This window comes from Candidatus Nealsonbacteria bacterium DGGOD1a, from assembly GCA_022530585.1.
GTDB lineage: Bacteria > Patescibacteriota > Minisyncoccia > Minisyncoccales > UBA5738 > UBA5738.
In genome coordinates this window covers 598,929-612,425 of sequence record CP092821.1, presented here as the reverse complement: position 1 = coordinate 612,425, position 13,497 = coordinate 598,929, and the positions used below count along the sequence as shown (strand labels likewise).

The following is a 13,497-nucleotide window of genomic DNA, read 5'->3' as shown; positions in this document are numbered from 1 at the left end:
TGGGATAAATAAGCGGATTTTTAATAAGGAAATATCAAATGCAAGTTGTGGAATGCAACCTGTGAAATGCAAGTTGCAATACATAACTATCAACATTTGCGCCTTGAAGATCAGTTGAGAAACGACTTCAAACGAAGATATAAGTTGACAATAGTTTATTCGATAAAGCCGCCGGCTTGGAGGGACCAGAGGGTTTTATAGATACTTTTCTTTTTGCGAAGCAGGCCGGCGTGAGTGCCTTGTTCGGCGATGGCGCCGTTGTCCATTACGATGATCCGGTCCATTTTGCGGATGGTGGAGAGACGGTGCGCGATGGCGATGGTGGTGCATCTGGATATCAACTTGTTTAGGGCGTCCTGAATGAGCATTTCTGATTGCGAGTCCAGGCTTGAAGTGGCTTCATCCAACACCAAAATCAGCGCATTTTTCAAAAAACCTTTGATTAGGCGAAAAATATAAAGAATCAATGTAACAAAAAACCTCCAATCCAGTTTCCAAAAAATTTAGAAAATGAGGAAGGAGGTTATTACCAGGAATATTCAACCATTGCGGTTGAATTCCCATATCCATAGAGAACGGTCGAGTTCTTGAACCCGTTCTCTGGGTTCAGCGGGAGTTTCTGTGAAATATTTCCCACTTGAACCCAAACATTTTTTTCCTGGGTCGCGTCAGTGCTTACATTGATCTGAATTCCTTCAGCACTGGAAAGCGCTGATATTGTCACACCGTTGAATGTAACAGTGTGTGAGCCATTCAGGGTGAAATATCCCCCATAACCATCTTGAGCGCTTACTGCGCCCATTATACTGGCAAAAATTGCCAGTGCTATAACTATCTTTCTCATTTTTAATACCTCCATAGGGGCGGCATTTCATGCCATATCCCTACAGTCTACCACAATGATAGCACAGAATTGTAAATTTGTCAAGTAAAATGGCAAAAATATAACATGGACTTGAAAAGGCCTCACCCCTATAAAAACTATGTTTTTATAGGGGTGAGGCCTTGGTTAAGATTCAAGGTTCAGGTTTTATTCGATAAAGCCGCCGGCTTGGAGGGACCAGAGATTTTTGTAGATACCTCCTTTTCTGCGGATCAAACCTTGGTGCGTGCCTTGTTCGATGATAGTGCCATTGTCCATTACGATGATGCGATCCATTTTGCGGATTGTGCTCAAGCGGTGCGCGATGGCGATGGTGGTGCATCTGGACATCAATTTGTCCAAGGCGTCCTGAATCAGCATTTCGGATTGCGAATCAAGGCTGGAAGTGGCTTCATCCAGCACCAATATCGGCGCGTTCTTCAGAATGGCGCGGGCAATGGCGACGCGCTGGCGCTCGCCGCCGGAAAGTTTGACTCCTCGTTCTCCCACCAATGTTTCGTATTTCAATGGCATTGAATCGACAAATTCATCGCAATGAGCGAGTTTGGCCGCGGTAATCACCTCTTTGTCGGTTGCTTGAGGTTTTCCATAGCGGATGTTTTCCATAATCGTTCGGTGGAATAAAACCGGATCCTGCGGCACCAGGCTGATACTCGCGCGCAAGCTTTCCAAGGTGACATTATGGATATTTTGTCCGTCAATGAAAATCGCGCCGCCGGCTGGATCAAAAAGCCGCAAAAGCAATCCCGTGAATGTGGTTTTGCCGGTTCCCGACGGCCCAACCAAGGCAACTTTTTCTCCGGCGCTGATAACCAAATTGATATCTTTTAAAACACTGCGAGTTTCGTTGAAGCTGAAATTAACTTCTTTGAATTCGATACCCCCTTCAACATCTTTTAATTCCTTTGCCGCGGCCACATCCTTGATTTCGTGCGGCAAAGCCATAATCTCCACCATTTCTTTGGAATCGGCGATACTTTCATAAACCTCGCGCACGGTTCGATTCAATCCCCAGAATTGCTGCGCGATTCCGATAATGTAAATTTGCATCAAAACAAATGTGCCTGCCGTGATCAGGTCTTGCCGCCAGAAAATAATGCCGTAATAGAATATGAAAAATTCGATCGTATAAGTTAACGCGATTTGGATGGCATTAATAACAATCCATAAATCCCATGAAAAGCATAATTTTCTCGCTTGATCGTTAACGGTTTCCTTTAATAGCGCCGATTCGCGTTTATAACCGTTGAACAGGGAAATCGGGCTGTAATTGGTAATGTTGTCCGCAAGAAGTCCGGTTGTTTTAGAATCCGCGGCGGCGGCGGCGATATCGTATTTAATTTTGACGCGCACTTGAAATAAAATATTAAAGGCTGCAAATATAATTATCCAGCCGGTGATTATCAGGGAAATCATCGGCGAAATAAATGATGTGATTATAATCGCTCCAATTCCCGTGATCAATAATTGAAGAAACTCAAAAAAAGCGGCATCGGCAATTCTGATAAATGAACGGCTGAAGCGGTTGATTTTCTGTACCAGACTTCCCGAAAAATTGTTCGCGAAAAAATTGCGCGAGTGCAATATCAAATAATTAAAAGAATTTTGTTTTAAAAGAGAAGACACTTTTGCTTCAAGTCGATTCGCCATCAATACCGATATTCGTCCGAAAACCCAATTAATAGAATGCAACAGAGCGATAATTGATATGATCCGTATCAATATGGGGGTGCTTTCGTTTTTATCGGAAAATGATTCCAGAGTGTCAAAAAAATCTTTGTAAAATATCGGTACAAAAACATTTATGGCAAAACTGATTGAAAAGCAGATTAAACTGCCCCAAAACAACCGTTTGTGCGGCTTGACTCCTTTCCAGAATTCGGCGAGAACCATTTTTGTCGTAACTTCAGGATAATCGTTCATGCAAATAATTTCCCCGCAAGCGCGGGGTTATGGTTCCATAATAACTCCAAGAACTCGAAACGACAAATCAAACAACGGGTATATCAAAAATCCCGCGTGGCGGGATTTTTGATATTGGGTATTTTTATAATTCTGTCGTGGTCGAGGCGGTTGTGGTGGCGGCGCCAAAGCCGACATTTGTTTTGATTCCCAGTTTTCTTAGTTCTTTGGCGAGGGCGTTGGCGGCATTGCGCGCGTAATTCAAATCATTTGTGGCGGTCTTTACCAATCCTTTGGCGGCGATCAAAGCTTCCTGATTTGATTTGGCGATTGCCTCATCGCCGTTGTCCGGTTTTAAATTTTCAACTTTTGCTTGCGCCGCCATCACTTGCGTTCTGGCGTTGGCGATTCGGGTATTCATATCGGCAACGCTTTCTTGCAGCTTGGCCGCGTTATCGGGTTTGGTTTCCGTAATTTTGGCCGCGAGTTTATCGCTCAAACCTTGCAATTTCTGGGCCATATTGTCGATTCGGTCGATCGCGGCGATGATGTACCCCCGCGGAATCGTCAGGGCATAAACGCGGAACTCTTTGGTTATCTTCTTTTCGTTTTCCAAAGTGGTGCTCGCGCTTGTCCCGGCCGCGATCCGGGCTTTAAGCGCGTTCAGCGACTCGATCTGCGTTTGTAATTGCGCGATAATCGCGTTTTTTTGGCTGTCGTTTATTTTTATCATTGATCGCACCCGTTCTTCCAATTTATTCAACGACTCAACCCGCCGGTCGATTTCTTCGCCGCCTCTTTCTTGTATCTTTGAAAGCGCGTTTCGTCCGTTGTCGTTTGCGCCTCTATTTTTGGTCATATCGGTCGAGGTTGCCGCGTTGCCCCGGGTTGCCGGCAATTCGTTCATTGAAATCGCGGCGGCGTTTTGGGTTGACGACAGTATTGCCAGCACGGCTAACGCAATTATAATTTTTTTATTGGACATGGTTTTATTGGTGGTTATTTGACGATAGTATCTCCGGAAGCGTCGTTAAGCCCGGTTTCGATATTGGCGTTATCTTCGTTCAGGCCGGTCATTCGCGCGTCAATATCGGCTAAGTCTTCATCAATGGTGGTTTCGGTTTCGAGGATTTGATTTTCGCCGGTTGTGGCCGCCGGCGGAGTTTCCGACTGAACATTGGCGGGCTCGTCATTGGTTGGCGGTGTCGTTACGACTGGTTGGTTGTTTTCGCCGCGGGGTCCAGTCAGCGCCAATGCGCCGATTACGACAATCGTGGTAATAACTACCGCGATGATTATCTTTGTCGATTTTGTCATTTTCTTATTAAATTTACCAAGCGATATTTTTCCGGTTTTTTAATATCCGGGAAAAATTATCACGCGGCAAATCCAATTGTTATCTGCGCGATAAATTTTATATTTTCAATTTGAGTCCGCTTGAGTCCGCGATCGGGGCGTTAACCCCGATCTTGCGGCCAAAGGGAGATTCCTTCACGAGAGTACTTGCGGGTTACCCGAGGAATCCTTTTGGCGCACCCCGGAGCAAAACCCCGAGACATCGCGCTCAATAAAATAATTATACTACTTTTTCAGCGAATCACGCAAATTAAATCTCAAAATCAAATCTCGGCGATTCGCTTTCGATGCGGCCTCAATTTTGATTTTTTAAATACTTTTGGATATTCTCAAGATGATCTTCGTAGGTTTTGGCGCAATGCGTGGAATGATTGCCGTCATGCAGATAGTACAAACAATCCGTTTGGGCCGGATTCAGGGTGGCTTCGATAGCGGAAATCCCCGGATTGCAGATCGGGTGCGGCGGCAGGTTTTTATTGGTGTAGGTATTATAGGGCGAATCAATTTGCTTGTCTTTAGCCGCGGCGGGCGCCCACCAGCCGTTACCGGTATCGCCGCGGGCGTATTGAAGCGTGGCGTCGGCGTCGAGTGACATTCCTTGCTCAACGCGGTTCCATAAAATGCCCGCGATAAGCGGCATATCCGCGGCGTTGACAGCTTCTCTTTGAACGATCGAGGCCAATTTAAGGCCGGTGGTCCATTTTATGTTTTGCCAGCTGAATTCCGGCAAGTAGGGCGCGAATTTTTCATTGAATTTGGCGATCAATCGTTTGGCGACATCAACGGGTGCCTCATTGACCGGAATCAGATAAGTGTCGGGAAAGTACACGCCTTCAAAATAGTCGTTATCGGCCGCCGTATCCTCTTTTATCCATTTTTCTTTTTGATCAATAGTCCATTCCAGATCTTTTGCCAAAAGATCGGCGGTTTCTTCCTTTCGCAAACCTTCGGGAACGATTATCCAGACCATATACGGTTTGCTTTGCAAAGTTTTGGCGACAAGCGAAGCCGCCATTGTTTTTGAAAGCCGGTAGCCGCCCGGAACGAATGCGAGAATTGAAGAGCCGATCAATTTTTTAAATGATTCCGGTTCGTTAATGAATCCCTTGTCGAGCAGGTCGGCCGTAACTTTGCCGATATCGTTGGCGCCGATCGAAATTACAAACCTTTCGGCGTTTTCCAAGGGAATTTCATCGTCCGCTATTGAAGTTTCGGTCGATTTTGGTTCTTTGTTCGCCGCCGGCGTTGAAGTTGCCGCGGCAATGGTTTGTTCTTCGTTCAAAGAACTTTCAAATTTTTGTTCAATTGCCGGGATTTCGGTTTCATTATCCGCAATTTGAGTCTTTTCGGCGGTTTCGGGAGTGTTTTTTAATTCTCCGGGCTTTTTGTCGCCTAAATAAAAACCGATTGTGGCGGCAAGCGCCAGTCCCAAAAGGATTGTTATTGTTATAATTGCGTTTTGATAATTGATTTTCATAATTTTCAATTAAAATGCCGGCGCAATAAGTTGAGTTTTCGCGTTGGAATACGAAAAGAATTAAAAAAATATTCCGGAAGAGCGCCGGGAATATTTTTCTATCGGTGTGATTTTCAATATCTTAATTTTTGGCAACAAACGAGAAAGTGTTTACCATCGATCTGATCGGCGAAATTATGTCTTTGAACCGGTTAAGATTTGTGCATTCGTTTTCGTATTGCGTGCCGCAATAGGCGCCACAGCCGCCGAATCCGCAACCGGTATGGGAATGAACGAGAAAATCAATGACAATATTGCCGCCTTGTTTATCGGCGATTACATAGCAGTATTCCGAATAGAGCTGGCCGGCACCGATATTGCTGCCGATATAGAGAGAATAAGGGATTCCGTAGGGGGTCGCGCTTGAATTTTTAGCCGGTGCGTCATCGGATGATTTTTGTAAATTCGGGCAACCGGCTTCGATCGGATCGATATTCGCGCCAACTACGGTTACCGCGGGCGGCCAAATTTCAGGTTTCCAGACATTGGCGCCGAAATCCACCGGATATTTAAAAGAAAAACCGCGTTCGCTGTTGGAGTAAAACTGCCAGTCCGCTGTTTGTGTTTCCAGTTTCGCGATCGTTTGCGATGATGACGCATTGGCGGATATGGCGGTTTCCGACGATGCCAGATTCGGGCCGGGCGCGGGAGCTAAAGCGGATTTTGGCCGGATAGCCCAAAAAATCGCGCCGATAATGATTGCCGCAACAACCGCGAGAACTAAAATTTTTACCGATCTTTTATTCATTGGTTTCTATTTGCCGCATTCGGTGCAAAAACGCGCGGTTGGGAAAGCTTCCAGTCTTTGGATGGGAATATCTTTGCCGCAATCTTCGCATTTGCCGAAAACTTTTTTTTCAATTTTATCCAGAGCCAAGTCGATATCGGCCAGTTTTTGCGCCATTCGCTTGGTAATGGCGACATCGCTGCCGTATTCTTCGACTTCATCGGCTTTAATTTCCAGTGATTCGTGGCCGGTATCATTGGCGTTGCCGGTGAAGTTGGTTATCCATTCCTTGGGGTCGGTTTTACTTTGTGTCGCGATCTTGTTCAATTCCGCGGTAATCTCGATTTTTTCTTTGGTTAGAATGTCTTTAAATTTTTCCAGTTTTTTTTGGTCCATTTTTTTGATTATGATTGTTTTGTTTTATTGAGTGCAATACCTCGGGGCTTTGCCCCGGGGTACACCAAGAGGATTCCAAAGGGGTGCCCCCTTTGGTCGTCGTGCGGGGTTCATACTCCGCTCGACGAAATACATTTGGAAAATATATTTTTGATTTTTAAAGCGACAAGGTATTCATTGTTTGCTAAAATTATGCCGTATGATTTTGTCGCGGCGCGATTGATTACATTATTGCAAATTATCACGATTTAAGGAAGGGATTGAATCACCAAACCCGCGATTAAACCGATTTCCAACGGTATAGCGATGGCCGCGGCGATATTTTTTATCTTGCGGGAGCCGAGCGCCGGCGCATAAACCGGAAACCGCGGCGCCAAATTTATATTTCTCGAGTTCAATAACGACATAAATCGCCGGCAAAGTGGAATCGTTTTTACCGTATCAAAAAAAGTATCAAGAACAATTTCCGTTATTAATGTTTTTTTACAACAAAAACCGCGGAAAGGCAAACCCGCGGTTTTTGTTGGTTAATTTCTACCTGGCGTAAGTTTGGCTGGTAAGATAGGCTTTGTTGTCGTTGCATGTTACGCTGTAGACCGGGCTGAGCGATGTTGCTGACGAAACGGTCCATATCTCGTTGTCGCCGGTATTGCCGTATTTCCACACGGTTTTCCGGCTAAAACTCGATTTGTAGTTTTTATAGGCATAGGTTCCTTGCGCGCATTTGCAGAATTTTTTGAATTGCGCCGTTGCCAAGCTTAAATACTGGTTTGTTCCGTTCCAACAGGTTGTCGCGGTCGAGCAAGCCGCGATGCCGGGTTTGCATGATCCGGCACAGCAAATTCCGGAATCGCAGATGGTGTTGTCGCTTTTGGCGATATATGAACAAGACTTTGTTGTTTCACTGCAACTGTCGCTGGTGCAATCGCTGTTGTCGTTGCAAACTACCGCGCCGCCCACGGTGCAGGTTCCGGCTTGGCAGGTTTCTGATCCGTTGCAGTAAATCCCATCATCGCAGGAAGTTCCGTTGGTTTTCGGGGTTGCGCCGCAAGCGTCGCTTGATTCGATACAGGTACCGGTGTTGCATTTGTCGGTTAACGAGGAGCAATTAACGGCAGTTCCGGCAACGCATTTTCCGGTTTGGCAGGTTTCGATGCCGTTGCAATTCAAACCATCGTTGCAATCACCGTCAACACTGCATTCTGGTTGGCCGTTGTCGGGCCATTGCAATGCCGCATAGGCATCGGCCAAACCATAGCCGTAAGTTTTGTCTTTGCCGGCCGCACCCAAATCTTTGGCCGTCGAATCAATCGCGGTTTTTATCTGGTCGGGCGTGGTGGCGTTGCCCTTGGCGAGCAACAGGGCGGCAATACCGGCGATGTGGGGCGTGGCCATCGAAGTTCCCTGATAGAGGTAATAGTTGAAACTGCAAACATTGCTGGAGTCGGTAATGGTTTGCTGTAAAATTCCGTCTTTTTGGCCATCGTTATTCAGATCAACCTTAGTGTTGCCTCCCGGCGCGACAATGTTCAAATTGGAGCCGTAGTTCGAATAGGGGGCTTTGGTGCCGTCATATTGAGTGGCGCCCACTGAAATGACATAGTCGCTGTAAGCGGCGGGGTACAGGCAACCGCTGGCATTGTCGTTGCCGCAAGCCGCCACTACCGTTACGCCCTTGTCGTAGGCGTATTTTATCGCGTTTTTCAGGGTCGTGTTGCTTTTGCTCCCGCCCAAGCTTAAGTTGATTACTTTGGCGCCGTGGTCGACGGCATAACGAATGCCATTGGCGATCGTCGAGTAAGAACCGCTGCCCGAACTATTCAAAACTTTCACCGGCATCAATGTGGTATTGAATGCGATGCCGGAAGTTCCCAGAGAGTTATTGGTACTCTGGGCGATTGTTCCGGCAACATGCGTGCCGTGACCTTGATCGTCATTGGCGTGCGCGGTATTTGAAACGAAATTGTAACCGGCGGTAAAACGGGTTTGGGCCATATCCGGCGCTTGGCAAAATTTTCCGTAAGTTTCATAGGCGATCCCGGTGTCCACCACGGCCACGATTACTGAATTATCGCCCGCGGTGATATTCCATGCTTTTTCCATATTGATCCCGTTTTTATCTGAACTGCCGAAATTCCATTGGTATTTGTATAGGGAATCATTGGGAACCATCAGGGCGTGCGCGATGTAATTGGGTTCGGCGTATTCCACATCGGCATGTTTGAGGTATTCTTTTATTATGGTTCCCACTAGGCCTCGGGCAACCTTAAGAACTCTAAAATCGGTTTTGTCGCCCTTGAATTTAACGATTATTTCATCGGCGATATATTCACCGCCGTTATTCGATTCGTTGATAAAGGCTTGCGAATCAGATTGGGGAGATAAAAGAATGGCGTTATCGGATTCGGCCAACGCCGATCCGGCGATTGTCAGTAAACAGGCTGCCAATAAGGCAATTTTATTCTTCATATTTTTCCGTTGACTGCGCCACATAATTCATTGCCCGATCGTCAGGGTTAATCCGGCACTGAATTTTTGTTTTGCGGTTTTAAATTTTTTTATACTATTGACCTTCGCATAATAGATTGACTATCATATCAATATAATTCGGAAGCCTTTAAAAATCCTTTCATTAATTCTTTGTCTCCGGCGATCTTGCGTTTGCCGGATTTGACCGCCCGCCCCAGGGCGGGCAGGCCTTGCGGCCGCAAGTTGCAGACATATTTGTTTTTCATCGCCGCCCAAAAATATTCAACGGGATTAAGCTCGGGCGCGTAGGCCGGAAATCTCTCAACTCGCAACCAGTATTTTTGAGTTTTTAAATATTCTTTGACGATCTTGGCGCGATGTGCCGCCAATCCATCCCAGAAAAGAAGCAATCTTTTTCCCTTAAACCAGTATTTTAATAATTTTAAATATACAAGCACATCTTCTTTTTTGACGCTTCCTTTTTTGCTTTTCAAAAACATCGCCGGATTGCTTCCTGCCGGCGCGCAAACCAGCGTTGCCGTCAAACTCATTGCGGCCCACGATCCGGTGGATTTGATTACCGGCGTTTTGCCTTTAATCGCCCAGGTTTTTCTGACCGTGGGGCGGTCGGAAATTCCCGATTCATCATGGAATCCCAGCTTAAAATGATGTTTTTGCGCCCATTTTTTTTAACCTTGGAAAGGTTTTTACTCTCCAAGTTTTGATGGCTTTCTCATCTCTTTCTTTGGCTTTGATTTCGGGTTTTTGGCTGGTAAAACCCAGCGAGATTACCACCCTCCAGACATGGCCGGGGTGATATTTTGTTCCCGATATCTTTTTGATCAGATCTCGCAGTCTTGCCAGCGTCCAAAGATCGGTGGCATATCCCTGCTTTTGCGCTCCTTTGAGGATCGCTTTTTTGATTTCGCGTTTTTCCTCTTGGGTCAATTTGGAATCCGGCCCGGGATTGCCTTTGCTTTTCAGGCCATCCCATCCTTGGGCTTTGTATGCTTCCACCCAATTGCTCACCGCTTCAAAACTGACTCCCAGTTTTTTGGCGATTTTATATTGGGTTTGGCCTTTTTCCCAAAGCTTTATCGCTTTGATTCTTCTTTTCTGAAGATCATCTTTGCTTTTGCAAGATGGTGAAGATTTACGATTTTTCATATACCTTCATTATCCCACAAAGGCGATTATAGTCAAGTTATTATGCGAAGGTCAATAATACATTTGCCTGAAAATGTCGATAGCGTGGCAAAACCACTCACTGGAGTTTGTATTTTAAGGGTCTATCCCCTGTGTAATCGCAGGGGTTAGACCCTGGCAAGAAAGCATTCGGGGTGAATTTCAAGGGTCTAACCCTCGCATTAACGAGGGATAGACCCTTGAAATTCCATTCCCAGTGAGGGGTTGCCGTGGCAAATGGCGATTGCCACCGGCCGCGTTCATATGCTGTTTTTTTACCCGTCAGCTCGCCGCGGGGAACAAAAAGAATGAGGATTCCAAAGGAAACATCCTTTGGTCGATGGCGAGGTTAATACCCCGACATCGATGTATTTTTTATTCCGCCGGTATTGTTTTCTTTGGCAAATTTGTTTATCGCGGCAAGAAATATCTTTCCGAATTGTTTCTGCTTCATTGCGCCCACGCCGTTGATGCGGCCGAAATCGTCGGTGGTTTGCGGCAAATAATAAGCCATTTCCTGAAGCGATACATTGCTGAAAACAACAAATGGCGGTACGCCGGCTTTATCGGCCAGTTCCTTGCGCAAAGCGCGCAGTTTTTCGAACAGTTCCCGATTGAAAGCGGCGTTGTCTTTTTTGGTTTCTGGGATATTGGCGGGTTCGGTTTCTTTTTCAATCAATTTTCGCAATTCAAGCCGTTCGCCGCCTTGCGCGAAAATCAATCCCTTCCGGGTGGCCGATAAAACCGGGTAAAGCCCTTCTTTCCTTGCCAGCAAACCCAGATTCACCAGTTGATCCATAATTTGCAGAAGTTCGTTTTTTGAAAAATCGCCGACAATTCCATATACCGAAAGCCGGTTGTGCCGGTTTGCCGTTATCTTTTGGGTTCTTTTTCCCAACAGGACATCGGCCGCATAATTTTTACCGAAGCGGCCATGAAGCCGGATAACGGCTGAAATAATCTTTTTGGCGACAATTGTGCCGTCGAAGTTTCGGTCATTTCCCGCCGGGGTTGTTTTGGCCGCGTTTTTCTCGACGCAAACATCGCATCCTTGGCAGTTATCGGCCGCAAGATCTTCGCCAAAATATCTTAAAATATATTTTTTCCGGCAAGAACTCAATTCGGCATAATTCATTACCTCGCGCAATTTAGCCATCGCTCGTTTTTGCGCGTCGCCGTCTTCGATTTGGTTGATGAAAAATTCGTGTTTCCGGGTATCGGCATAGGTGTAAAACAAAACGCATTCGCTGGCCAGGCCGTCGCGCCCGGCGCGGCCGATTTCTTGATAGTAACCCTCAAGGGTTTTGGGGTAAGTATAATGCACCACCAATCGCACATCCGGCTTGTCGATGCCCATGCCGAAAGCGATCGTGGCTACGATCACGCTTATCTCGTCTTTAATAAACAGTTCTTGCGTTCGGTTGCGATCCTTGGCGCTCAATCCGGCGTGGTAGGCTTCGGCTTTGAATCGGTGCGCGCGCAAATCCTGGGCGATTTCTTCGGTTTCCCGGCGCGAAAAACAGTAGATGATTGCCGGTTCATCGCGGTAATTTTGCAGAAGATTCAGCAATTTCGGAAAAGCTTGTTTCTTTTCGACCACCCGCAGATGCAGATTTTCGCGGTTGAAACTGGAAACAAAAACTCGCGCGCTTCGCAATTGCAGCTGGCCGGCAATATCTTCGCGCACTTTTTTGGTGGCCGTGGCGGTTAGGGCCACCAGCGGTACCGTTGGGAAAAGTTCTTTGAGTCGGCTCAAATGGCGGTAATCGGGCCGGAAATCATGGCCCCATTCGGAAATGCAATGCGCTTCGTCCACCGCGATCAAACTGATATTCAAGCTTTTTAAAAATTCCTGAAAGGCGCTCAAAGCAAATCTTTCCGGCGCAACATATAAAATTTTAACCGCGCCGCTTTTAACGCGGCCAAAAACTTCCGCGGTTTGCTTTGGCGACAGCGATGAATTTATGAATTCCGCGTCCACGCCGTTGGTTTTCAGCGCGTCCACTTGGTCTTTCATTAAGGCGATCAAAGGCGAGATCACCAAGGTCAGCCCCGCGAATTTTAGCGCGGGCAGTTGATAGCAAAGCGACTTTCCCCCGCCCGTGGGCATCAAAACAAACGCATCGTTTCCCGCAATGATGTGATTGACAATCTCCTCCTGCAAAGGCCGGAACTCATCATAGCCAAAATATTGTTTAAGCAAAGATTTCATAATGTCATTTGACCAAACGAAGTTTTCTTGCGCGAGCCCAGCTTTTGATTTCAGTTTTCCGCTTTGAGGCCAATAACCGGGCGGCGTATTTTTCGGAATAGATTATTTTTTTGTCCCGCGGCTGGCGGTACAATGTCCGCCATTTTTGTTTTTGTGTTTTTCGAACCGTTGCGTCACATCCGTGGCAATGCCGGTGTAAATACTGTCGTCGCCGCATTGGATAAGGTAGACAAAATACATGGCGAGATTTATTCTTTTTATACCTCGTCAACTTGCCGCGGGGAACAAAAAGAATGAGAATTCCAAAGGAAACATCCTTTGGTCGATGGCGGGGTTAATACCCCGACATCAATGTATTTTTTAATTAAAAAAATCCTCTTCTTTTAAACCGGATTGGAGGAGTATTGATTGAAAAGTGCCATACGGGATTTCATTGCAAGTTGTTTTAACCGTAACATTGCGGGTTGGATTGCCGATTTTGCGGAACCGCGCGTGCGAACCTTTTTGTCGGATAAAAAAGAAGCCCCTTTCTTTAAGGACTTTCAAAACTGATTTCAAGGGTATCGGCTTAGGCATATTTAAAACTGGTTGGTACCAAATCCGGCCGTTCAACCTTATTGATCGTGGAAGCGGGCGCGTCTTCAAAATGCAATTCCAGCGCTTCCCGCAAACACTCCAACGCTTCCTTGCGGGTTTTGCCAAAACTGGAAATGGCAGTGTTTAAGTTCCACGCCACATAATACTTACCTTCCTTCCAGACCACATTTTTTAAATCAATCTTTTTCATAATATAACTAGATATTAACGCAAAAAAAAATTATTTCAAGCGCGGCGCAGACCAAGCCGGGGGC

General features: G+C 46.3%; 13 protein-coding genes and 1 pseudogene. All 14 read right to left on the bottom strand.

All coding sequences use genetic code 11. From position 1 onward, the window contains the following. Nucleotides 1-155: 155 nt before the first annotated feature. A pseudogene (locus L7H18_02980) lies at nucleotides 156-431 on the bottom strand (ABC transporter ATP-binding protein). A 95-nt stretch (nucleotides 432-526) separates the two neighbouring features. After that, nucleotides 527-859 carry a hypothetical protein gene (locus tag L7H18_02975; protein UMX47389.1) on the bottom strand — a complete coding sequence of 111 codons (333 nt, stop codon included), beginning with the start codon at nucleotides 857-859 and terminating at the stop codon, nucleotides 527-529. Between the two features lie 171 nt (nucleotides 860-1,030). Continuing rightward, entirely contained in the window at nucleotides 1,031-2,806 is a 1,776-nt protein-coding gene (locus tag L7H18_02970; protein ID UMX47388.1) for an ABC transporter ATP-binding protein/permease, read from the bottom strand. Nucleotides 2,807-2,930: 124 nt separating this feature from the next. Then, the gene (locus tag L7H18_02965) at nucleotides 2,931-3,770 is read right to left on the bottom strand and encodes a hypothetical protein (protein ID UMX47387.1); all 840 of its coding nucleotides are present in this window, start codon (nucleotides 3,768-3,770) and stop codon (nucleotides 2,931-2,933) included. A 14-nt stretch (nucleotides 3,771-3,784) separates the two neighbouring features. Continuing rightward, entirely contained in the window at nucleotides 3,785-4,102 is a 318-nt protein-coding gene (locus tag L7H18_02960) for a hypothetical protein (GenBank protein ID UMX47386.1), read from the bottom strand. Nucleotides 4,103-4,436: 334 nt separating this feature from the next. After that, complete coding sequence (gene mltG / locus L7H18_02955) at nucleotides 4,437-5,618, bottom strand: endolytic transglycosylase MltG (protein ID UMX47385.1); 1,182 nt, start codon at nucleotides 5,616-5,618, stop codon at nucleotides 4,437-4,439. Between the two features lie 121 nt (nucleotides 5,619-5,739). Further along, nucleotides 5,740-6,405 (bottom strand): hypothetical protein, encoded by a 666-nt coding sequence (locus L7H18_02950; protein ID UMX47384.1) that lies wholly within the window; start codon nucleotides 6,403-6,405, stop codon nucleotides 5,740-5,742. 6 nt (nucleotides 6,406-6,411) lie between these two features. Next, the gene (locus L7H18_02945; protein UMX47383.1) at nucleotides 6,412-6,780 is read right to left on the bottom strand and encodes a TraR/DksA family transcriptional regulator; all 369 of its coding nucleotides are present in this window, start codon (nucleotides 6,778-6,780) and stop codon (nucleotides 6,412-6,414) included. A 534-nt stretch (nucleotides 6,781-7,314) separates the two neighbouring features. Next, a complete protein-coding gene (locus tag L7H18_02940; GenBank protein UMX47382.1) occupies nucleotides 7,315-9,249 on the bottom strand; it encodes a S8 family serine peptidase in 1,935 nt (644 codons plus the stop codon). 128 nt (nucleotides 9,250-9,377) lie between these two features. After that, nucleotides 9,378-9,848 (bottom strand): transposase, encoded by a 471-nt coding sequence (locus L7H18_02935; GenBank protein ID UMX48447.1) that lies wholly within the window; start codon nucleotides 9,846-9,848, stop codon nucleotides 9,378-9,380. 61 nt (nucleotides 9,849-9,909) lie between these two features. Continuing rightward, entirely contained in the window at nucleotides 9,910-10,416 is a 507-nt protein-coding gene (locus L7H18_02930) for a winged helix-turn-helix domain-containing protein (protein UMX47381.1), read from the bottom strand. A 367-nt stretch (nucleotides 10,417-10,783) separates the two neighbouring features. After that, nucleotides 10,784-12,646: a DNA helicase RecQ gene (gene recQ / locus L7H18_02925; GenBank protein ID UMX47380.1), complete on the bottom strand. Its 1,863-nt coding sequence runs from the start codon at nucleotides 12,644-12,646 to the stop codon at nucleotides 10,784-10,786. A gap of 102 nt (nucleotides 12,647-12,748) precedes the next feature. Beyond that, a complete protein-coding gene (locus L7H18_02920) occupies nucleotides 12,749-12,886 on the bottom strand; it encodes a GIY-YIG nuclease family protein (protein ID UMX47379.1) in 138 nt (45 codons plus the stop codon). Nucleotides 12,887-13,214: 328 nt separating this feature from the next. Next, nucleotides 13,215-13,433 carry a type II toxin-antitoxin system HicB family antitoxin gene (locus L7H18_02915; protein ID UMX47378.1) on the bottom strand — a complete coding sequence of 73 codons (219 nt, stop codon included), beginning with the start codon at nucleotides 13,431-13,433 and terminating at the stop codon, nucleotides 13,215-13,217. Nucleotides 13,434-13,497: the final 64 nt, after the last annotated feature.

What these genes read in the sequence shown, in the direction of transcription:
- L7H18_02940 (UMX47382.1), bottom strand. Translation starts at nt 9,249, where the DNA reads ATGAAGAATAAAATTGCCTTATTGGCAGCCTGTTTACTGACAATCGCC.
- L7H18_02945 (UMX47383.1), bottom strand. Translation starts at nt 6,780, where the DNA reads ATGGACCAAAAAAAACTGGAAAAATTTAAAGACATTCTAACCAAAGAA.
- L7H18_02960 (UMX47386.1), bottom strand. Translation starts at nt 4,102, where the DNA reads ATGACAAAATCGACAAAGATAATCATCGCGGTAGTTATTACCACGATT.
- L7H18_02965 (UMX47387.1), bottom strand. Translation starts at nt 3,770, where the DNA reads ATGTCCAATAAAAAAATTATAATTGCGTTAGCCGTGCTGGCAATACTG.
- mltG (UMX47385.1), bottom strand. Translation starts at nt 5,618, where the DNA reads ATGAAAATCAATTATCAAAACGCAATTATAACAATAACAATCCTTTTG.
- L7H18_02915 (UMX47378.1), bottom strand. Translation starts at nt 13,433, where the DNA reads ATGAAAAAGATTGATTTAAAAAATGTGGTCTGGAAGGAAGGTAAGTAT.
- recQ (UMX47380.1), bottom strand. Translation starts at nt 12,646, where the DNA reads ATGAAATCTTTGCTTAAACAATATTTTGGCTATGATGAGTTCCGGCCT.
- L7H18_02970 (UMX47388.1), bottom strand. Translation starts at nt 2,806, where the DNA reads ATGAACGATTATCCTGAAGTTACGACAAAAATGGTTCTCGCCGAATTC.
- L7H18_02930 (UMX47381.1), bottom strand. Translation starts at nt 10,416, where the DNA reads ATGAAAAATCGTAAATCTTCACCATCTTGCAAAAGCAAAGATGATCTT.
- L7H18_02920 (UMX47379.1), bottom strand. Translation starts at nt 12,886, where the DNA reads ATGTATTTTGTCTACCTTATCCAATGCGGCGACGACAGTATTTACACC.
- L7H18_02950 (UMX47384.1), bottom strand. Translation starts at nt 6,405, where the DNA reads ATGAATAAAAGATCGGTAAAAATTTTAGTTCTCGCGGTTGTTGCGGCA.
- L7H18_02975 (UMX47389.1), bottom strand. Translation starts at nt 859, where the DNA reads ATGGAGGTATTAAAAATGAGAAAGATAGTTATAGCACTGGCAATTTTT.